Origin of the sequence: Streptomyces sp. NPDC050485, assembly GCF_044458185.1 — a bacterium.
In the GTDB taxonomy this organism is placed as follows: Bacteria; Actinomycetota; Actinomycetes; order Streptomycetales; family Streptomycetaceae; genus Streptomyces.
In genome coordinates this window covers 143,577-163,274 of record NZ_JBITHR010000005.1, presented here as the reverse complement: position 1 = coordinate 163,274, position 19,698 = coordinate 143,577, and the positions used below count along the sequence as shown (strand labels likewise).

The following is a 19,698-nucleotide window of genomic DNA, read 5'->3' as shown; positions in this document are numbered from 1 at the left end:
ACACCGACCCCTCGGGAAGGCCATGCTGAACAAGTACGCGCGTGCATTCTTCACGCGTGTCCTCACGCCGTTCGCCGCATTTCTGCTCCGCCGCGGAGTCAGCCCCGACGCGGTGACCCTCATCGGTACGGCCGGAGTGATGGCGGGTGCGCTGGTCTTCTTCCCCCGTGGCGAGTTCTTCTGGGGCACCATCGTCATCACGTTGTTCGTCTTCTCCGACCTGGTCGACGGCAACATGGCCCGCCAGGCCGGGATCTCCAGCCGCTGGGGCGCCTTCCTCGACTCGACGCTGGACCGGGTCGCCGACGGCGCGATCTTCGGCGGCTTCGCCCTCTGGTACGCGGGCACGGGCGACGACAACGCCCTGTGCGCGGTGGCCATCTTCTGCCTGGCCAGCGGCCAGGTGGTCTCGTACACCAAGGCGCGCGGCGAGGCGATCGGGCTGCCCGTCGCGGTCAACGGCCTGGTGGAGCGCGCCGAGCGCCTCGTCATCTCGCTCGTCGCAGCGGGCCTGGCCGGACTCCACGCGTTCGGCGTGCCGGGCATCCAGGTGCTGCTCCCCGTCGCGCTGTGGATCGTCGCCGTGGGCAGCCTCATCACCCTGGTGCAGCGGGTGGTGACGGTCCGCCGGGAATCGGCGGAGGCCGACGCGGCCGCGGCCGAGGCGGCCAGTGAGGCGGGCGCATGAAGGACAGGCTGACCGACGCGCTGTACGGAATCGGCTGGGCCACCGTCAAGAAGCTGCCGGAACCGGTCGCGAACCGACTCGGCCGGCGCATCGCGGACACCGTGTGGAAGCGGCGCGGCAAGAGCGTACTGCGCCTGGAGTCCAATCTGGCCAGGGTCGTGCCCGACGCCTCGCCGCAGCGCCTGGCCGAGCTGTCGCAGGCCGGGATGCGCTCGTACATGCGGTACTGGATGGAGTCGTTCCGGCTGCCCGCGTGGAGCAAGGAGCGGATGCGGAACGGCTTCGTGCCCGAGGACGTCCACCACCTGACCGACGCCCTCGCCTCCGGACGCGGAGTCGTCCTCGCCCTGCCCCACATGGGCAACTACGACGTCGCGGGCGCCTGGGTCACCACCAAGCTGGAGACCCCGTTCACCACGGTCGCCGAGCGCCTCAAGCCCGAGACGCTGTACGACCGCTTCGTCGCCTACCGCGAGGGCCTCGGCATGGAGGTGCTGCCGCACACCGGCGGCTCCGCCTTCGCCACCCTGGCGCGGCGGCTGCGCGCGGGCGGCCTGGTCTGCCTGGTCGCTGACCGCGACCTGTCGGCGTCCGGCGTCGAGGTCAAGTTCTTCGGCGAGCAGACCCGGATCCCCGCCGGACCGGCCCTGCTGGCCCAGCAGACCGGCGCGCTCCTGCTGCCGGTGACCCTCTGGTACGACGACTCGCCGATCATGAAGGGCCGGGTACACCCGCCCATCGACGTACCCGAGACGGGCGACCGGGCCGCGAAGACGTCCGTGATGGCGCAGGCGCTGGCCGATGCCTTCGCCACCGGAATCGCCGACCACCCCCAGGACTGGCACATGCTGCAACGGCTGTGGCTGGCCGACCTAGAGGAGCGCCGACCGTGAAGATCGGCATCGTCTGCCCGTACTCCTGGGACGTACCGGGCGGAGTGCAGTTCCACATCAGGGACCTGGCCGAGCATCTGATCCGGCTCGGCCACCAGGTGTCGGTGCTCGCCCCGGCCGACGACGAGACACCGCTGCCGCCGTATGTCGTCTCGGCTGGCCGGGCCGTCCCGGTCCCGTACAACGGCTCGGTGGCGCGGCTCAACTTCGGCTTCCTGTCGGCCGCGCGGGTGCGCCGCTGGCTGCACGACGGCACCTTCGACGTCATCCACATCCACGAGCCGGCCTCGCCCTCGCTCGGCCTGCTGACGTGCTGGGCGGCGCAGGGCCCCATCGTCGCGACCTTCCACACGTCCAACCCGCGCTCCCGCGCGATGATCGCGGCGTACCCGATCCTGCAGCCCGCGCTTGAGAAGATCAGCGCGCGCATCGCGGTGAGCGAGTACGCCCGGCGCACCCTGGTGGAGCACCTGGGCGGCGACGCGGTCGTGATCCCCAACGGCGTCGACGTCGACTTCTTCGCGAAGGCCGAGCCGAAGCAGGAGTGGCAGGGGGAGACGCTCGGCTTCATCGGCCGCATCGACGAACCGCGCAAGGGCCTGCCGGTCCTGATGAAGGCTTTCCCCAAGATCCTCGCGGAGCGTCCCGGGACCCGGCTGCTCGTCGCGGGCCGCGGCGACGAGGAGGAGGCGGTCGCCTCCCTGCCGCAGGAGATGCGCTCCCGGGTCGAGTTCCTCGGCATGGTCAGCGACGAGGACAAGGCGCGGCTGCTGCGCAGCGTGGACGTGTACGTCGCGCCCAACACCGGCGGCGAGAGCTTCGGCATCATCCTGGTCGAGGCGCTGTCGGCGGGCGCGCCGGTCCTCGCCAGCGACCTGGACGCCTTCGCGCAGGTCCTGGACCAGGGTGCGGCGGGCGACCTCTTCGCCAACGAGGACGCCGACGCGCTGGCCTCGGCGGCGGTCCGCCTCCTCGCCGACCCCGGCCGCCGGGCCGGGCTGAGCGAACGCGGCTCGGCCCATGTGCGGCGCTTCGACTGGGGGACGGTCGGCGCGGACATCCTCGCGGTGTACGAAACGGTGACGGATGGCGCGGCCTCGGTGGCGGCGGACGAACGCAGCGGATTCCGGGCGAGGTTCGGCCTGGCGCGCGACTGAGGCGCCCAGGGGTGTCCGGCGGATCACGGCCGGGCCGCGGCCGAGGCGGCTCGCGGGAGTATGAGCGGCGGAGCCCCGCGGCACCGCCGCCGTCGGGCGGGGCGGCCGCCGCCTCCCGGTAGCCTTGCGGCCCGTGACCGTAACCCTCATCTGGATCGCCGTCGCCCTCGTCGCGATCGGCCTCTATCTCAGCTGGACCGCCGGCCGGCTCGACCGGCTGCACGCCCGCATCGACGCGGCCCGCGCCGCCCTGGACGCACAACTGCTGCGCCGCGCCTCGGTCACCCAGGAACTGGCCACCAGCGGAGTGCTCGACCCCGCCGCGTCCATCGTGCTCTACGAGGCCGCGCACGCGGCCCGCCAGGCGGAGGAGGAGCACCGGGAGGTCGCCGAGAGCGAGCTCAGCCAGGCGCTGCGGGCGGTCTTCGGCGAACCCGCACAGGTCGACGCCGTACGGGAGGCGCCAGGCGGCGTGGCGGCCGCCGAGGAGCTGGCGCAGGCGGTGCGCCGGGTGCCGATGGCACGGCGCTTCCACAACGACGCCGTACGGGCCGCCAGGGCGCTGCGCAGGCACCGCACGGTGCGCTGGTTCCGGCTGGCCGGCCACGCACCCTTCCCGCTCGCGTTCGAGATGGACGACGAGCCGCCGACGGCGCTGGCCGACCGCCCGGGCAGCTGATTCCGGCCGCCGGAGCAGTGCGACTGGCGCAGAAGGATCCACCGGCTGTCCATTGGCCCTTGATGTGGACTGGTGCGCCGGGGTTCCCTCATGGCAGCAGAATCCCTTCTTCGCCCAGTGAGGTAGCTCCGTGTCCAGCACGCCTTCCAGCTCCACCCAGTCCGACAGCCCCGCGATCGGCACCGCCCGCGTCAAGCGCGGCATGGCCGAGCAGCTCAAGGGCGGCGTGATCATGGACGTGGTCAACGCCGAGCAGGCGAAGATCGCCGAGGACGCGGGCGCCGTCGCCGTCATGGCCCTGGAGCGGGTTCCGGCCGACATCCGCAAGGACGGCGGGGTGGCCCGGATGTCCGACCCGAACATGATCGAGGAGATCATCGGCGCGGTCTCCATCCCGGTGATGGCCAAGTCCCGCATCGGCCACTTCGTCGAGGCCCAGGTCCTGCAGTCGCTCGGCGTCGACTACATCGACGAGTCCGAGGTGCTGACCCCGGCCGACGAGGTCAACCACAGCGACAAGTTCGCCTTCACCACGCCGTTCGTCTGCGGCGCCACCAACCTGGGCGAGGCGCTGCGCCGCATCGCCGAGGGCGCGGCCATGATCCGCTCCAAGGGCGAGGCCGGCACCGGCAACGTGGTCGAGGCCGTCCGCCACCTGCGCCAGATCAAGAACGAGATCGCCAGGCTGCGCGGCTTCGACAACAACGAGCTGTACGCCGCCGCCAAGGAGCTGCGCGCCCCGTACGAGCTGGTCAAGGAAGTCGCCGAGCTCGGCAAGCTCCCGGTCGTGCTGTTCTCCGCCGGTGGCGTGGCCACCCCTGCCGACGCCGCGCTGATGCGCCAGCTCGGTGCCGAGGGCGTCTTCGTCGGCTCCGGCATCTTCAAGTCGGGCGACCCGGCCAAGCGCGCCGCCGCCATCGTGAAGGCCACCACCTTCTTCGACGACCCGAAGATCATCGCGGACGCCTCCCGCAACCTGGGCGAGGCCATGGTCGGCATCAACTGCGACACCCTGCCCGAGACCGAGCGCTACGCCAACCGCGGCTGGTAGTCACTCATGAACACCCCCGTAATTGGTGTCCTGGCGCTCCAGGGCGACGTACGGGAGCACCTCATCGCCCTGGCCGCGGCGGACGCCGTGGCCAGGCCGGTCAGGCGCCCCGAGGAGCTCGCCGAGGTGGACGGCCTCGTCATACCCGGCGGCGAGTCCACCACCATCTCCAAGCTGGCCGCGCTGTTCGGCATGCTGGAACCGCTGCGCGAGCGGGTCCGCGCGGGCATGCCCGTGTACGGCACCTGCGCCGGGCTGATCATGCTCGCCGACAAGATCCTCGACCCGCGCTCGGGCCAGGAGACCATCGGCGGCATCGAGATGATCGTCCGCCGCAACGCCTTCGGCCGCCAGAACGAGTCGTTCGAGGCGACCGTGGAGGTTTCGGGCGTCGGCCCCGTAGAAGGCGTCTTCATCCGCGCGCCCTGGGTCGAGTCGGTCGGCGCCCAGGCCGAGGTGCTCGCCGAGCACGGCGGCCACATCGTCGCCGTACGCCAGGGAAACGCGCTGGCGACCTCGTTCCACCCCGAGCTCACGGGCGACCACCGCATGCACGCGCTGTTCGTGGACATGGTGCGCGCCGCCTCTTGAAAGGTGCCCGCGTCAGCCCTCCATGAGGGGCGGGGGCCGGGCGACGGGTGGGCCGGGTCCCGGTAGGATCTCTGCCGAACGACGCAGAATGGGTTACGCGAAGGAGACAGGCAGATGTCCGGCCACTCTAAATGGGCTACGACGAAGCACAAGAAGGCCGTGATCGACGCCAAGCGCGGCAAGCTCTTCGCGAAGCTGATCAAGAACATCGAGGTCGCGGCCCGCACCGGCGGCGCCGACATCGACGGCAACCCGACCCTCTTCGACGCCGTGCAGAAGGCGAAGAAGCAGTCGGTGCCCAACAAGAACATCGACTCCGCGCTCAAGCGCGGTGCCGGTCTTGAGGCGGGCGGTGCCGACTACGAGACGATCATGTACGAGGGTTACGGCCCGAACGGTGTCGCGGTGCTCATCGAGTGCCTCACCGACAACCGCAACCGTGCCGCCTCAGACGTACGTGTCGCGATGACCCGCAACGGCGGCAACATGGCCGACCCGGGATCCGTCTCGTACCTGTTCAACCGCAAGGGCGTTGTCGTCCTGCCCAAGGGCGAACTCTCCGAGGACGACGTCCTGGAGACGGTCCTGGAGGCGGGCGCCGAGGAGGTCAACGACCTCGGTGACTCCTTCGAGATCATCTCCGAGGCCACCGACATGGTCGCGGTCCGCACGGCGCTCCAGCAGGCCGGCATCGACTACGACTCGGCCGAGGCCAACTTCGTCCCGACCATGCAGGTCGAGCTGGACGAAGAGGGCGCGCGGAAGATCTTCAAGCTGATCGACGCGCTGGAGGACAGCGACGACGTGCAGAACGTCTTCGCCAACTTCGACGTCTCCGACGAGGTCATGGAGAAGGTCGACGCCTGACGGACACCCAGTCCGTTCGCGGGAGTTGCCAGCGCTGTACAGCACGGGCCGACGGGGCACCCCCGTCGGCCCGTCGCTTTGTCCGAATGTCAGAGGCCACCGATACCCTGCACGAACGGACTGTCGAAGGAGGGGCGAGGTGCGCGTACTCGGCGTGGACCCGGGGCTTACCCGGTGCGGTGTCGGCGTGGTCGAAGGCGTCGCGGGGCGGCCCCTGACGATGCTCGGCGTCGGCGTCGTACGGACCCCGGCGGACGCCGAGTTGGGCCACCGCCTGGTCGCCATCGAGCAGGGCATCGAGCAGTGGCTCGATGAGCACCGGCCCGAATTCGTCGCCGTGGAGCGGGTGTTCAGCCAGCACAACGTGCGCACGGTGATGGGCACCGCCCAGGCCAGCGCGGTTGCCATGCTGTGCGCGTCCCGGCGTGGCATCCCCGTCGCCCTGCACACCCCCAGCGAGGTCAAGGCCGCCGTCACCGGCAGCGGCCGCGCCGACAAGGCCCAGGTCGGCGCCATGGTGACCCGCCTGCTCCGGCTCGACGCCCCGCCCAGACCGGCCGACGCGGCCGACGCGCTGGCCCTCGCCATCTGCCACATCTGGCGCGCCCCGGCCCTCAACAGACTTCAACAGGCCCACGCCCAGCACTCCGTACGGAAGGTCACCCGATGATCGCCTTCGTCAGCGGCCCGGTCGCCGCCCTCGCTCCCGACACCGCGGTGGTCGAGGTCGGCGGCATCGGCATGGCCGTCCAGTGCACGCCCAACACTCTGGCCGGGCTGCGCATCGGCCAGCCCGCGAAACTCGCCACGTCCCTGGTCGTACGGGAGGACTCGCTCACCCTGTACGGCTTCGCCGACGACGACGAGCGGCAGGTCTTCGAGCTGCTCCAGACGGCCAACGGGGTCGGCCCCCGGCTCGCCCAGGCGGTGCTCTCCGTCCACACCCCGGACGCGCTGCGCCGCGCTTTCGCGGCCGGTGACGAGAAGGCGCTCATGGCGGTGCCCGGCATCGGCAAGAAGGGCGCCCAGAAGCTCCTCATCGAGCTGAAGGACCGGCTCGGCGCCCCCGTCGGGCCCGCCCCCGCGGTCGGCGCTCCGGTCACCTCGGGCTGGCGCGACCAGCTGCACGCCGCGCTCATCGGGCTCGGCTACGCGACCAGGGAGGCCGACGAGGCGGTCGCCGCCGTCGCACCGCAGGCCGAGGCCTCGGACAAGCCGAACGTGGGCGCGCTCCTGAAGGCCGCCCTGCAGAGCCTCAACCGCGCCCGCTGAGCCCTCCGCGCACCACCCATCGCAACCACGATCCGAGGCACACTGCATGAACTGGGAAGACAGCTCCGACACGGCGGATCTGTCCGCGACGGCCGGCGGCCCCGGCGACCGCCTGGTCGGTGCCGACGCCGACGGCGAGGACACCGCCGTCGAGGCCGCGCTCCGCCCCAAGGACCTGGACGAGTTCGTGGGTCAGGAGAAGGTCCGCGAGCAGCTCGACCTGGTGCTGCGCGCCGCCCGCGCCCGCGGCGCCACCGCCGACCACGTCCTGCTCTCCGGCGCCCCCGGCCTCGGCAAGACCACCCTCTCGATGATCATCGCGGCCGAGATGGGCGCCCCGATCCGCATCACCAGCGGCCCCGCCATCCAGCACGCCGGCGACCTCGCCGCGATCCTCTCCTCCCTCCAGGAGGGCGAGGTCCTCTTCCTCGACGAGATCCACCGGATGTCGCGGCCCGCCGAGGAGATGCTCTACATGGCGATGGAGGACTTCCGGGTCGACGTCATCGTCGGCAAGGGCCCCGGCGCCACCGCCATCCCCCTCGAACTGCCTCCGTTCACGCTGGTCGGCGCCACCACCCGGGCCGGTCTGCTGCCGCCCCCGCTCCGCGACCGCTTCGGCTTCACCGGCCACATGGAGTTCTACGAGCCCGCGGAGCTGGAGCGGGTCATCCACCGCTCGGCCCGCCTGCTCGACGTGGAGATCGACTCGGCCGGCGCCGCCGAGATCGCGGGCCGCTCCCGCGGCACCCCCCGCATCGCCAACCGCCTCCTGCGCCGGGTCCGCGACTACGCCCAGGTCAAGGCCGACGGCGTCATCACCCCCGAGATCGCCTCGGCCGCACTCGGGGTGTACGAGGTCGACGCCCGCGGCCTCGACCGCCTGGACCGGGCCGTGCTCCAGGCCCTCCTGAAGCTGTTCGGCGGCGGCCCGGTCGGCCTGTCCACCCTGGCGGTCGCCGTGGGGGAGGAGCGCGAGACGGTGGAGGAGGTGGCCGAGCCCTTCCTGGTCCGGGAGGGCCTGCTCGCCCGCACCCCGCGCGGCCGGGTGGCCACCCCCGCCGCCTGGGCCCACCTGGGCCTCGTACCGCCGCAGCAGGGCGGCGGCCCGGTAGGAAGCGGACAACAGGGCCTCTTCGGGGCGTGACGGCGCGGAGGGTCGCATGCCGAGGAACCCCGGTGGGATGCTGGGCGTTGTTCCAGCTGTGTGGACTCGCTTAGACTCCGCCGATGCCGCCCTTCCAGGTCGGCGTACCCACCCCCGAAGATCAGGCCGCGATCCCCGCGGTCGTGCGAAGGAAGTTCCCCCCGTGAGTCTCGTGACCCTCCTCCCCTTCATCGTGCTCATCGGGGCCATGTTCCTGATGACCCGGTCCGCGAAGAAGAAGCAGCAAGCGGCCGCGGCCATGCGCAATGAGATGCAGACCGGCACCGGTGTCCGCACGATCGGGGGCATGTACGCCACCGTCAAGGAAGTCGGCGACGAGACCGTGCTTCTGGAGGTGGCCCCCGGCGTACACGCCGTCTTCGCCAAGAACTCCATCGGCGCGGTCCTGGACGACGCGGAGTACAACCGCATCGTGCACGGCGACACCGAAGAAGAGCTCCCGGCGGTGCCGGACGACGCCTCTTCGCTGACCGAGGCCGCCGAGGCCGAGGACACCAAGGAAGCCAAGATCGACCTGGACAAGAAGGACGAGGCGGAGGACGCCGCCGAGCCCAAGGACGGCAAGGACGGCAAGGCCGACGGCGGGGCCGACGCGAAGTAGTCACGCACCGGGACCGCTCGGCGCCCGACCGGCGCGAGCGGTCCCCAAGCGGGCCGACTTCCGCGGGGGACGTCCCCACAACACTTCGTGGCCGTCCACGCGCACACCCGGCGCCGGGCGGTTGGACAGGGAGAAACGACAAGGTGGCAGCACCGAACAAGGGCCGAAGGCCGGCGGCGGGGGGTCAGAGCAAGCCGGGCCGTGCCCTGGCCTTCATCCTCATCGCCATGGTCGCGCTCACCGGTGGGATGTTCCTTTCCCACAACACCACCCCGAGGCTGGGCATCGACCTCGCGGGCGGTACGAGCATCACGCTCAAGGCCAAGGCGGAGCCCGGCCAGGCGTCGGCGATCAACAAGGCCAACATGGACACGGCGGTCTCCATCATGGAGCGGCGCGTCAACGGCCTTGGTGTCAGCGAGGCCGAGGTTCAGACCCAGGGCAGCGACAACATCATTGTCAACATCCCCAAGGGAACCAACTCCGAGCAGGCCCGCTCGCAGGTCGGCCAGACCGCCAAGCTGTACTTCCGGCCGGTCCTGACCGCCCAGCAGAGCGCGGCGCCCGCACCGAGCGCCTCCCCGAGCTCCCCGGCGAGCGGCAAGCCGACCCCGTCGGGCAGCCCGAGTGCCTCCAGCTCCGGCAAGGGCACGCACTCGGCGACGCCCAGCGCCGGCAGCAGCCCCCAGGGCCGTGCGGTCTCCGACGCCCTGAAGGCCTCGCCGACGCCGGGCGCCAGCAAGCCGGGCAGCCCCGCGCCGAACCCGTCCGCCCCGTCCGGTGACGCGGCCGCCGCGGCCAAGCTCCAGGCGCAGTTCGCGGCCCTCGACTGCTCCACCAAGGAAGCCCGCTCCAAGGCCGGCGAGGGCGTCAAGCCCACCGACCCGACCGTGTCGTGCAGCCAGGACGGCAGCGAGAAGTACATCCTCGGCCCGGCCGAGGTCGACGGCACCGACGTCGCCAAGGCGCAGGCCGTGATCAACCAGAACGGTCAGTGGATCGTTCAGATGGACTTCACCGGCGGCGGCTCGAAGAAGTTCGCGTCGATCACCGGCAAGCTGTCGCAGCAGCAGTACCCGAACAACCGCTTCGCGATCGCCCTGGACAACCAGGTCGTCTCGGCCCCCACGGTGAGCTCCACGCTCAGCGGCAGCGCCGAGATCTCCGGCAGCTTCAACCAGCAGTCCGCCCAGGACCTGGCCAACGTGCTCTCCTACGGTGCGCTGCCGCTCTCCTTCCAGGAGCAGAGCGTCACCACCGTGACCGCGGCCCTCGGTGCCGACCAGCTGCACGCCGGTCTGATCGCCGGTGCCATCGGTCTCGCGCTGGTCATCATCTACCTGGTGGCCTACTACCGCGGCCTCGCGCTGATCGCCATCCTCAGCCTCGTCGTCTCGGCGATCCTGACGTACACGATCATGTCGCTGCTCGGCCCGGGCATCGGCTTCGCGCTGAACCTGCCCGCGGTCTGCGGCGCGATCGTCGCCATCGGCATCACCGCGGACTCGTTCATCGTGTACTTCGAGCGCATCCGTGACGAGATCCGAGAGGGCCGCACGCTGCGCCCCGCCGTCGAGCGGGCCTGGCCGCGCGCCCGGCGCACCATCCTGGTCTCCGACTTCGTGTCGTTCCTCGCCGCTGCGGTGCTGTTCGTCGTCACCGTCGGCAAGGTCCAGGGCTTCGCGTTCACGCTCGGCCTGACCACCCTGCTCGACGTGGTCGTGGTGTTCCTCTTCACCAAGCCGGTGATGACGCTCCTCGCCCGCAGGAAGTTCTTCGCGAGCGGCCACCCCTGGTCCGGTCTGGACCCGAAGCGGCTGGGCGCCAAGCCCCCGCTGCGCCGTGCCCGCCGTACCTCCACCTCCGCCCCCGTCGACCCGAAGGAGGCGTGAGATGTCGAAGCTCGGCACTCTCGGCGCCAAGCTGTACCGCGGTGAGGTCGGTTACGACTTCGTCGGCAAGCGGAAGATCTGGTACGGCATCTCGATCCTGATCACCATCACGGCCATCGTCGGCCTGGCGGTACGGGGTCTGACGATGGGCATCGAGTTCGAGGGCGGCGCGGTCTTCACCACCCCGAAGACCTCCGTCTCGGCCTCGCAGGCGGAGACGGACGCCAAGGCCGCGTCCGGCCACGACGCGATCGCCCAGAAGCTCGGCAACGGCGGGCTCCGCATCACCATCGGCGGGGTCGACACCGCCAAGTCCGACCAGATCAAAACGGAGCTCGCCAAGGACCTCAAGGTCCAGGCGAACGACATCAACGCCGATCTGGTGGGCCCCAGTTGGGGTCAGACGATCGCCAACAAGGCCTGGACCGGCCTGATCATCTTCATGATCCTGGTGGTGATCTATCTGGCGATCGCCTTCGAGTGGCGCATGGCGATCGCGGCCCTGGTCGCCCTGATCCACGACCTCACGATCACGGTCGGTGTGTACGCACTGGTCGGCTTCGAGGTCACCCCGGGAACCGTGATCGGTCTGCTCACGATCCTCGGTTACTCCCTCTACGACACCGTCGTCGTCTTCGACGGTCTCAAGGAGGGCCAGAAGGGGATCACCAAGCAGACCCGGGTCACCTACAGCGAGATGGCGAACAAGAGCCTCAACGGCACCCTGGTCCGCTCCATCAACACCACCGTCGTGGCGCTGCTCCCGGTGGCGGGCCTGCTGTTCATCGGTGGCGGCGTGCTCGGCGCCGGCATGCTGAACGACATCTCGCTGTCGCTCTTCGTCGGCCTCGCGGCCGGTGCGTACTCCTCGATCTTCATCGCCACTCCGCTGGTCGCCGACCTGAAGGAGGCCATGCCGGAGATGAAGGCCCTCAAGAAGCGGGTGCTCGCCAAGCGCGCGGCGGCCGCCGCCAAGGGCGAGACCGAGGAGCCGCAGGACGAGGCGCCCTTCGCAGACGCCGAGGACGACGACGATGCGGCGCCCGCCGGTGCGGTCGTCGGCCAGCGCCGCCAGCCGAACCGCAACAACCGGGGGAAGCGCCGATGACCAGCGTCTCCACCGCGACCGCGGAGCTGCTGCTCAGCCGCATCCGTGATGTGCCGGACTATCCGAAGCCCGGCGTGATGTTCAAGGACATCACCCCGCTGCTCGCGGACCCGGAGGCGTTCACGGCCCTCACCGACGCGCTCGCCGCGCTGTGCGTCGAGCACGGCGCGACGAAGATCGTCGGCCTGGAGGCGCGCGGCTTCATCCTGGCGGCCCCCGTCTCGGTCCGCGCCGGGATCGGCTTCATCCCCGTACGCAAGGCGGGCAAGCTCCCCGGAGCGACCCTCAAGCAGGCGTACGAGCTGGAGTACGGCACCGCGGAGATCGAGGTGCACGCCGAGGACCTCAGCGCGGGCGACCGCGTGATGGTCATCGACGACGTGCTCGCCACCGGCGGCACCGCCGAGGCCTCGCTGGAGCTGATCCGCCGGGCCGGCGCCGAGGTCGCCGGTGTCGCGGTCCTGATGGAGCTCAGCTTCCTCAGCGGCCGCGAGCGGCTGGAGCCCGCCCTGCGCGGAGCCCCGCTGCACGCCCTGATCACGGTCTGAGCAGGCCGAAGAAGACCGCCGAGGCGGGCACCGGAGGAATCCGGTGCCCGCCTCCGGTGTTTCTCCAGGCAGAGGCGTCACACCGGCCGAGGGCGAGCGGAGGCCCCCGGCTGGATACCATGTACTTCCGGGCCTGACCGGGGGACCCGGACCCGCACGAGGAGCGCTCTTGCCAGACGAGGCCCAGCCACTCTCCGCCGCGCAGCCCGACCAGCAGGCCAAGGAGCCCGCGGCGGCCCCGGCCACGCCCTCCGAGCCCGCGGCGGAGCCCCAGCCCGCGACGCCCGAGCAGGCCCAGGCTCCGGCCCCGGTCGCCAAGCCGGTGGTGCCGGTCGGCTCCGTGTCCCGCTCCGGCGGCTCCTCCAACCGGGTACGCGCCCGCCTCGCCCGGCTGGGCGTGCAGCGTTCGTCCGCGTACAACCCGGTGCTCGAACCGCTGCTGCGGATAGTGCGCAGCAACGACCCCAAGATCGAGACGGCCACGCTGCGCCAGGTCGAGAAGGCCTACCAGGTCGCCGAGCGCTGGCACCGCGGCCAGAAGCGCAAGAGCGGCGACCCGTACATCACCCACCCGCTCGCGGTGACCACGATCCTCGCCGAGCTCGGCATGGATCCGGCCACCCTGATGGCTGGCCTGCTGCACGACACCGTCGAGGACACCGAGTACGGCCTGGACACCCTGCGCCGCGACTTCGGCGACCAGGTGGCCCTGCTCGTCGACGGCGTCACCAAGCTGGACCGGGTGCAGTTCGGCGACGCCGCGCAGGCCGAGACCGTACGCAAGATGGTCGTCGCGATGGCCAAGGACCCCCGCGTCCTGGTCATCAAGCTCGCCGACCGGCTGCACAACATGCGCACCATGCGGTACCTCAAGCGCGAGAAGCAGGAGAAGAAGGCGCGCGAGACCCTGGAGATCTACGCGCCGCTCGCCCACCGCCTGGGCATGAACACCATCAAGTGGGAGCTGGAGGACCTCGCCTTCGCGATCCTCTACCCCAAGATGTACGACGAGATCGTGCGGCTGGTCGCCGAGCGCGCGCCCAAGCGCGACGAGTACCTCGCCATAGTGACCGACGAGGTCCAGTCCGACCTGCGCTCGGCCCGCATCAAGGCGACCGTCACCGGCCGCCCGAAGCACTACTACAGCGTCTACCAGAAGATGATCGTCCGCGGCCGCGACTTCGCGGAGATCTACGACCTGGTGGGCATCCGCGTCCTGGTCGACACGGTGCGGGACTGCTACGCGGCGCTCGGCACCGTGCACGCGCGATGGAATCCGGTCCCCGGCCGGTTCAAGGACTACATCGCGATGCCCAAGTTCAACATGTACCAGTCGCTGCACACCACGGTGATCGGCCCCAACGGCAAGCCCGTCGAGCTGCAGATCCGCACCTTCGACATGCACCGCCGGGCCGAGTACGGCATCGCCGCGCACTGGAAGTACAAGCAGGATCCGTCCGCCGGGGCCTCCAAGGTGCGCACCGACGTACCGAAGAAGGCCGGCAAGGACGACCACCTCAACGACATGGCGTGGCTGCGCCAACTGCTCGACTGGCAGAAGGAGACCGAAGACCCCAGCGAGTTCCTGGAGTCGCTGCGCTTCGACCTCTCGCGCAACGAGGTCTTCGTCTTCACGCCCAAGGGCGACGTCATCGCACTCCCAGCGGGCTCGACCCCCGTCGACTTCTCGTACGCGGTCCACACCGAAGTCGGCCACCGCACCATAGGAGCACGCGTCAACGGACGCCTGGTCCCGCTCGAATCGACCCTGGACAACGGCGACTTGGTGGAGGTCTTCACCTCCAAGGCGGCCGGCGCGGGCCCCTCCCGCGACTGGCTCGGCTTCGTCAAGTCGCCGCGGGCCCGCAACAAGATCCGCGCCTGGTTCTCCAAGGAGCGCCGCGACGAGGCGATCGAGCAGGGCAAGGACGCCATCGCGCGCGCCATGCGCAAGCAGAACCTGCCGATCCAGCGGATCCTGACCGGCGACTCCCTGGTCACCCTCGCCCACGAGATGCGCTACCCCGACATCTCCTCGCTGTACGCGGCGATCGGCGAGGGCCATGTGGCAGCCCAGGGCGTCGTACAGAAACTGGTGCAGGCGCTCGGCGGCGAGGAGGCCGCCAACGAGGACATCGCCGAGTCGGCGCCGCCCTCGCGGGGCCGCAGCAAGCGCCGCAAGAACGCCGATCCGGGTGTGGTCGTCAAGGGCGTCGACGACGTGTGGGTCAAGCTGGCCCGCTGTTGTACGCCCGTCCCCGGCGACCCCATCATCGGCTTCGTCACCCGCGGCAGCGGCGTCTCGGTGCACCGCGCGGACTGCGTCAACGTGGACTCGCTGTCCCAGCAGCCCGAGCGGATCCTCGAAGTGGAGTGGGCGCCGACCCAGTCCTCGGTCTTCCTGGTCGCCATCCAGGTCGAGGCCCTGGACCGCTCGCGCCTCCTGTCGGACGTCACCCGCGTCCTGTCCGACCAGCACGTCAACATCCTCTCGGCGGCCGTGCAGACCTCCCGCGACCGGGTGGCCACCTCGCGCTTCACCTTCGAGATGGGCGATCCCAAGCACCTCGGCCATGTACTCAAGGCCGTCAGGGGTGTCGAGGGCGTCTACGACGTGTACCGGGTGACCTCGGCGCGCCGGCCGTAACCGCCACCGGAACGCGAAGCCCGCAACCGGAACGGCAAAGGGCCCCCTGTCCAACAGGGGGCCCTTTCCCGGTACTTGACGGAGCGTCAGCCGCCGAACTCCTCAAGCCCCTTCAGCGCCTGGTCGAGCAGCGCCTGGCGGCCTTCCAGCTCGCGGCCCAGCTTGTCCGCCTTGGCGTCGTTGCCGGACGCGCGGGCCGCGTCGATCTGCCGGTGCAGCTTGTCGACGGCGTCCTGGAGCTGGCCCGTCAGACCCGCGGCACGCGCCCGTGCCTCCGGGTTGGTGCGCCGCCACTCGGCCTCCTCGGCCTCCTGGATCGCCCGCTCCACGGCGTGCATCCGGCCCTCGACCTTGGGACGCGCGTCCCGCGGTACGTGGCCGATGGCCTCCCAGCGCTCGTTGACCGAGCGGAACGCGGCGCGGGCCGCCTTCAGGTCGGTCACCGGGAGGATCTTCTCGGCCTCCTCGGCCAGCTCCTCCTTCAGCTTCAGGTTCTCGGTCTGCTCGGCGTCACGCTCCGCGAAGACCCCACTGCGCGCCGCGAAGAACACGTCCTGGGCGCCGCGGAAGCGGTTCCACAGCTCGTCCTCGGCCTCGCGCTGGGCGCGGCCCGCCGCCTTCCAGTCCGCCATCAGGTCGCGGTAGCGCGCCGCCGTCGTGGCCCAGTCCGTGGACCCGGACAGCGACTCGGCCTCGACGACCAGCTTCTCCTTGACCTTGCGGGCGTCCTCGCGCTGCGCGTCGAGCGACGCGAAGTGCGCCTTGCGGCGCTTGGAGAACGCCGAGCGGGCGTGCGAGAAGCGGTGCCACAGCTCGTCGTCGGACTTCCGGTCCAGGCGCGGCAGGCCCTTCCAGGTGTCCACCAGGGCGCGCAGCCGCTCGCCCGCCGAGCGCCACTGCTCGCTCTGCGCCAGCTCCTCCGCCTCGGCGACCAGCGCCTCCTTGGCGTGCTTGGCCTCGTCGGTCTGCTTGGCTTTCTGGACCTTGCGCTCCTCGCGGCGCGAGTCGACGGTCCGCACCAGCTGGTCGAGGCGCCCCCGCAACGCGTCGAGGTCACCGACCGCGTGATGCTCGTCCACCTGCGAGCGCAGGTGGTCGATGGCGGTCTGGGCGTCCTTCGCCGACAGGTCGGTGGTCTTCACCCGCCGTTCGAGGAGGCCGATCTCGACAACCAGGCCCTCGTACTTGCGCTCGAAGTAGGCCAGGGCCTCCTCGGGAGAGCCCGCCTGCCACGATCCGACGACCACTTCGCCATCGGCTGTACGCACATACACGGTGCCCGTCTCGTCGACGCGGCCCCACGGGTCGCTGCTCACAGCGCCTCCTCCACATGATGCCTGCGCGGGGGGTTCGTCCCCCGGGGCATCGTCCACAGTTTCCCGGCGGGCCTCGCCCGCCCTCCACAGCGCGGGCCGAGCCCGCGCTGCACAACGCCAATCTAGGCGACCGGCCGCCCGGCTGTCCGCACTCAGCGCGGCCGAATTCGACGGTTCACGCTCGGTGCCGGGCGCCCGGCCCGGTCACCCCTTGGTGACCGCGGCCGTCTGGATGGTGACGGCCTTCTTGGGAGCTCCGTCGCCCGCGCCGCCCTCGACACCCTCCTTGGCGACGTCCTGCACGGCCTTCAGGCCCGCCGCGTCGATCGTGCCGAACGGCGTGTAGGTGGGCGGCAGTTTGCTGTCCTTGTAGACCAGGAAGAACTGGCTGCCGCCGCTGTGCGCCTGGCCGGTATTGGCCATCGCGACCGTGCCCGCCGGGTAGGTCACCGTGCCGTCCGCGCCCGCCTTGCCGAGACCGGTCAGGTTCTCGTCGGGGATCGTGTAGCCGGGACCGCCCGAACCCGTGCCCTGCGGATCGCCGCACTGGAGCACATAGATGCCCTGCGTGGTCAGCCGGTGGCACTTGGTGTTGTTGAAGAACCCCTTGTCGGCGAGGTACTTGAACGAGTTCACGGTGTGCGGGGTCTTGGCCGCGTCCATCGCGAACCTGATCTCGCCGGCGTTCGTCTTCAACGCCATGTCGTACGTGCCCTTGGCCTCGATCGCCATCTTCGGCTCCGCCGACTGGCTCGGCTGGGCCGACGGGCTGTCCGAGGCGGCCGGCTTCTTCTTGCTGTCGCCGGAGAAGGCGCCCGTCGCGAAGGCGGCGCCGCCCGCCGCCACGACCACCGCGAGGGCGGCCGCGATGACGCTGTTGCGGCGCCTGGCCTTGCGCCGCGCCTCCTCCCGGCGCTGCTGCTGCCGCTCGAACTTCTCGCGGGCGAGCTGGCGCCGACGCTGTTCGCTGCTGACCACCGGTCGTCTCCTTGTGCGGTCTCGTGAGCTGTGGGTACGGGGGGTACGAGCTGTGCCCCGTACCGTATATGGGTTCGCTGTGACCGGAGCAGCGCCGGTAGGCTCTGAACAGCCGTAATCACCCGCCGCGCAAGAAATCGAGGACGATCGTGCTGATTGCCGGGTTCCTCGCCGGGGCCTGGGGGACCAACTGCTATCTGGTCGCCCCCGCCGCAGGCGAAGAATGCGTGATCATCGACCCCGGCCACCAGGCCACCCAGGGCGTCGAGGAAACGCTGAAGAAGCATCGGCTCAAGCCCGTCGCCGTCGTCCTCACCCACGGCCACATCGACCACTGCGCCTCGGTGGTCCCGGTCTGCGGAGCCCACGACGTACCCGCCTGGATCCACCCCGACGACCGCTACATGATGAGCGACCCGGAGAAGGCCCTCGGCCGGTCCTTCGGCGCCCAGCTCATGGGCGAGCTGACGGTGGGGGAGCCCGCCGACGTCAAGGAGCTGACCGATGGCGCGAAGCTGCGGCTCGCCGGCATGGAGCTCACCGTGTCGCATGCGCCCGGCCATACCAAGGGGTCGGTGACGTTCGGGCTGCCCGAGGCGGAGGACATCCCTCCGATCCTGTTCTCGGGCGACCTGCTCTTCGCCGGCTCCGTCGGACGCACCGACCTGCCCGGCGGCAGCCACGCCGAGCTCCTCGAGTCGCTGGGCCGCGTGTGCCTGCCGCTCGACGACTCGACCGTGGTGCTGTCCGGCCACGGCTCCCAGACGACCATCGGCCAGGAGCGCGCCACCAATCCGTATCTGCGGCAGGTGGCCGCCGGCCAGGGAGAGGGCATCGCCTCTCCCCGACGAGGAATGTGACGAGAAGCCTTTCCATGAGTACTTTCCAGGCCCCCAAGGGCACGTACGACCTGATCCCGCCGGACTCGGCGCGCTTCCTCGCCGTGCGCGAGGCCATCTCGGCGCCCCTGAAGCGGTCGGGCTACGGCTACATCGAGACCCCGGGGTTCGAGAACGTCGAGCTCTTCGCGCGCGGCGTCGGCGAATCGACCGACATCGTCACGAAGGAGATGTACGCCTTCGAGACCAAGGGCGGCGACCGGCTCGCGCTGCGCCCCGAGGGCACCGCCTCCGTGCTGCGCGCGGCCCTGGAGGCCAACCTGCACAAGGCGGGCAACCTCCCCGTCAAGCTCTGGTACTCGGGCTCGTACTACCGCTACGAGCGCCCGCAGAAGGGCCGTTACCGGCACTTCTCGCAGGTCGGCGCCGAGGCGATCGGTGCGGAGGACCCGGCGCTCGACGCCGAGCTGATCATCCTGGCGAACGACGCGTACCGCTCGCTGGGCCTGCGGAACTTCCGCATCCTCCTCAACTCCCTCGGCGACAAGGAGTGCCGTCCGGTGTACCGGGCCGCGCTCCAGGACTTCCTGCGCGGTCTCGACCTCGACGAGGACACGCTGCGCCGGGCCGAGATCAACCCGCTGCGGATCCTGGACGACAAGCGCGACGCCGTGCAGAAGCAGCTGGTGGGGGTGCCGCTGCTGCGCGACTACCTGTGCGACGCCTGCAAGGCGTACCACGAGGAGGTCCGTGACCTCCTGACGGCGCAGGGCGTGGCCTTCGAGGACGACGAGAAGCTGGTGCGCGGCCTGGACTACTACACCCGGACGACGTTCGAGTTCGTCCACGACGGTCTCGGCTCGCAGTCCGCGGTGGGCGGCGGCGGGCGCTACGACGGCCTCTCCGAGATGATCGGCGGCCCCGCGCTGCCGTCGGTGGGCTGGGCGCTCGGCGTCGACCGCACGGTGCTGGCCCTGGAGGCCGAGGGCATCGCCCTCGAACTCCCCTCCACGACCAGCGTGTTCGCGGTCCCGCTGGGTGAGGAGGCGCGACGCGTGCTGTTCGCGAAGGTCGCGGAGCTGCGGCGGGCGGGCATCGCGGCGGACTTCGGCTTCGGCTCGAAGGGGCTGAAGGGAGCGATGAAGAACGCGAACCGCTCGGGCGCGCGCTTCACCCTGGTGGCGGGCGAGCGCGACCTCGCGGAGGGCGTGGTCCAGCTGAAGGACATGGAGTCGGGGGAGCAGGGGCCGGTGCCGCTGGAGGACATCCTCCCGACCTTGCGGGCTCGCCTGGCCTGAGCGTTGGGGGGCGGGACCGGGCAGTGGCTCAGCCCTTCCCAGCCCCGCCCCCACGCCCGGAGGCCCGCGGCGGAGCCGCTGAGCGTCACAGCGGGAAGGGGCGGG

19 protein-coding genes are annotated in these 19,698 nt (G+C 70.7%); 17 read left to right on the top strand and 2 right to left on the bottom strand.

The annotated features are described in order from the left end of the window. The first annotated feature begins 22 nt into the window (after nucleotides 1-22). From pgsA to ACIBK6_RS12435, 15 genes are all read left to right on the top strand, one after another. Nucleotides 23-688 (top strand): phosphatidylinositol phosphate synthase, encoded by a 666-nt coding sequence (gene pgsA, locus ACIBK6_RS12505; RefSeq protein ID WP_399051169.1) that lies wholly within the window; start codon nucleotides 23-25, stop codon nucleotides 686-688. Then, nucleotides 685-1,581 carry a phosphatidylinositol mannoside acyltransferase gene (locus ACIBK6_RS12500; RefSeq protein ID WP_399051168.1) on the top strand — a complete coding sequence of 299 codons (897 nt, stop codon included), beginning with the start codon at nucleotides 685-687 and terminating at the stop codon, nucleotides 1,579-1,581. Before pgsA ends, ACIBK6_RS12500 begins: the two co-directional genes overlap by 4 nt. Beyond that, a complete protein-coding gene (locus ACIBK6_RS12495; RefSeq protein ID WP_399051167.1) occupies nucleotides 1,578-2,738 on the top strand; it encodes a glycosyltransferase family 4 protein in 1,161 nt (386 codons plus the stop codon). The genes ACIBK6_RS12500 and ACIBK6_RS12495 overlap by 4 nt, the downstream gene beginning before the upstream one ends. A 133-nt stretch (nucleotides 2,739-2,871) precedes the next feature. Beyond that, nucleotides 2,872-3,417, top strand: a complete 546-nt coding sequence (locus ACIBK6_RS12490; RefSeq protein ID WP_399051166.1) for a hypothetical protein — start codon at nucleotides 2,872-2,874, stop codon at nucleotides 3,415-3,417. A 130-nt stretch (nucleotides 3,418-3,547) separates the two neighbouring features. Then, a complete protein-coding gene (gene pdxS, locus ACIBK6_RS12485; RefSeq protein WP_399051165.1) occupies nucleotides 3,548-4,468 on the top strand; it encodes a pyridoxal 5'-phosphate synthase lyase subunit PdxS in 921 nt (306 codons plus the stop codon). Between the two features lie 6 nt (nucleotides 4,469-4,474). Then, the gene (pdxT, locus tag ACIBK6_RS12480) at nucleotides 4,475-5,059 is read left to right on the top strand and encodes a pyridoxal 5'-phosphate synthase glutaminase subunit PdxT (RefSeq protein ID WP_399051164.1); all 585 of its coding nucleotides are present in this window, start codon (nucleotides 4,475-4,477) and stop codon (nucleotides 5,057-5,059) included. 114 nt (nucleotides 5,060-5,173) lie between these two features. Beyond that, a complete protein-coding gene (locus tag ACIBK6_RS12475) occupies nucleotides 5,174-5,926 on the top strand; it encodes a YebC/PmpR family DNA-binding transcriptional regulator (RefSeq protein ID WP_399051163.1) in 753 nt (250 codons plus the stop codon). Nucleotides 5,927-6,065: 139 nt separating this feature from the next. After that, nucleotides 6,066-6,596: a crossover junction endodeoxyribonuclease RuvC gene (gene ruvC / locus ACIBK6_RS12470; protein WP_399051162.1), complete on the top strand. Its 531-nt coding sequence runs from the start codon at nucleotides 6,066-6,068 to the stop codon at nucleotides 6,594-6,596. Next, nucleotides 6,593-7,198, top strand: a complete 606-nt coding sequence (gene ruvA / locus ACIBK6_RS12465) for a Holliday junction branch migration protein RuvA (protein ID WP_399051161.1) — start codon at nucleotides 6,593-6,595, stop codon at nucleotides 7,196-7,198. Before ruvC ends, ruvA begins: the two co-directional genes overlap by 4 nt. A gap of 46 nt (nucleotides 7,199-7,244) precedes the next feature. Beyond that, nucleotides 7,245-8,345, top strand: a complete 1,101-nt coding sequence (gene ruvB / locus ACIBK6_RS12460) for a Holliday junction branch migration DNA helicase RuvB (RefSeq protein WP_399051160.1) — start codon at nucleotides 7,245-7,247, stop codon at nucleotides 8,343-8,345. 163 nt (nucleotides 8,346-8,508) lie between these two features. Then, the gene (gene yajC, locus ACIBK6_RS12455) at nucleotides 8,509-8,967 is read left to right on the top strand and encodes a preprotein translocase subunit YajC (protein ID WP_399051159.1); all 459 of its coding nucleotides are present in this window, start codon (nucleotides 8,509-8,511) and stop codon (nucleotides 8,965-8,967) included. Between the two features lie 143 nt (nucleotides 8,968-9,110). Then, on the top strand, nucleotides 9,111-10,859 hold the full coding sequence (gene secD / locus ACIBK6_RS12450; RefSeq protein ID WP_399051158.1) for a protein translocase subunit SecD: 1,749 nt from the start codon (nucleotides 9,111-9,113) through the stop codon (nucleotides 10,857-10,859). Between the two features lies 1 nt (nucleotide 10,860). Beyond that, a complete protein-coding gene (gene secF, locus ACIBK6_RS12445) occupies nucleotides 10,861-11,967 on the top strand; it encodes a protein translocase subunit SecF (RefSeq protein ID WP_399051157.1) in 1,107 nt (368 codons plus the stop codon). Beyond that, nucleotides 11,964-12,515 carry an adenine phosphoribosyltransferase gene (locus ACIBK6_RS12440; protein WP_399051156.1) on the top strand — a complete coding sequence of 184 codons (552 nt, stop codon included), beginning with the start codon at nucleotides 11,964-11,966 and terminating at the stop codon, nucleotides 12,513-12,515. Before secF ends, ACIBK6_RS12440 begins: the two co-directional genes overlap by 4 nt. A gap of 169 nt (nucleotides 12,516-12,684) precedes the next feature. Next, nucleotides 12,685-15,162, top strand: a complete 2,478-nt coding sequence (locus ACIBK6_RS12435) for a RelA/SpoT family protein (RefSeq protein WP_399051155.1) — start codon at nucleotides 12,685-12,687, stop codon at nucleotides 15,160-15,162. An 86-nt stretch (nucleotides 15,163-15,248) separates the two neighbouring features. On the opposite strand, the gene ACIBK6_RS12430 is transcribed toward ACIBK6_RS12435, so the two are convergent. After that, complete coding sequence (locus ACIBK6_RS12430) at nucleotides 15,249-16,478, bottom strand: DUF349 domain-containing protein (RefSeq protein ID WP_399051154.1); 1,230 nt, start codon at nucleotides 16,476-16,478, stop codon at nucleotides 15,249-15,251. Between the two features lie 204 nt (nucleotides 16,479-16,682). Next, entirely contained in the window at nucleotides 16,683-17,456 is a 774-nt protein-coding gene (locus ACIBK6_RS12425; RefSeq protein ID WP_399051153.1) for a peptidylprolyl isomerase, read from the bottom strand. A 149-nt stretch (nucleotides 17,457-17,605) separates the two neighbouring features. On the opposite strand from ACIBK6_RS12425, the gene ACIBK6_RS12420 reads away from it, so the two are divergent. Both ACIBK6_RS12420 and hisS read left to right on the top strand, forming a co-directional pair. After that, nucleotides 17,606-18,316: an MBL fold metallo-hydrolase gene (locus tag ACIBK6_RS12420; RefSeq protein ID WP_399051152.1), complete on the top strand. Its 711-nt coding sequence runs from the start codon at nucleotides 17,606-17,608 to the stop codon at nucleotides 18,314-18,316. 14 nt (nucleotides 18,317-18,330) lie between these two features. After that, nucleotides 18,331-19,593 carry a histidine--tRNA ligase gene (hisS, locus tag ACIBK6_RS12415; protein WP_399051151.1) on the top strand — a complete coding sequence of 421 codons (1,263 nt, stop codon included), beginning with the start codon at nucleotides 18,331-18,333 and terminating at the stop codon, nucleotides 19,591-19,593. Nucleotides 19,594-19,698 lie beyond the last annotated feature (105 nt).

Coding starts and splice junctions, on each gene's coding strand:
- ACIBK6_RS12440 (WP_399051156.1), top strand. CDS start 11,964: ATGACCAGCGTCTCCACCGCGACCGCGGAGCTGCTGCTCAGCCGCATC.
- pgsA (WP_399051169.1), top strand. CDS start 23: ATGCTGAACAAGTACGCGCGTGCATTCTTCACGCGTGTCCTCACGCCG.
- pdxT (WP_399051164.1), top strand. CDS start 4,475: ATGAACACCCCCGTAATTGGTGTCCTGGCGCTCCAGGGCGACGTACGG.
- ruvA (WP_399051161.1), top strand. CDS start 6,593: ATGATCGCCTTCGTCAGCGGCCCGGTCGCCGCCCTCGCTCCCGACACC.
- secF (WP_399051157.1), top strand. CDS start 10,861: ATGTCGAAGCTCGGCACTCTCGGCGCCAAGCTGTACCGCGGTGAGGTC.
- hisS (WP_399051151.1), top strand. CDS start 18,331: ATGAGTACTTTCCAGGCCCCCAAGGGCACGTACGACCTGATCCCGCCG.
- ruvB (WP_399051160.1), top strand. CDS start 7,245: ATGAACTGGGAAGACAGCTCCGACACGGCGGATCTGTCCGCGACGGCC.
- ACIBK6_RS12475 (WP_399051163.1), top strand. CDS start 5,174: ATGTCCGGCCACTCTAAATGGGCTACGACGAAGCACAAGAAGGCCGTG.
- ACIBK6_RS12500 (WP_399051168.1), top strand. CDS start 685: ATGAAGGACAGGCTGACCGACGCGCTGTACGGAATCGGCTGGGCCACC.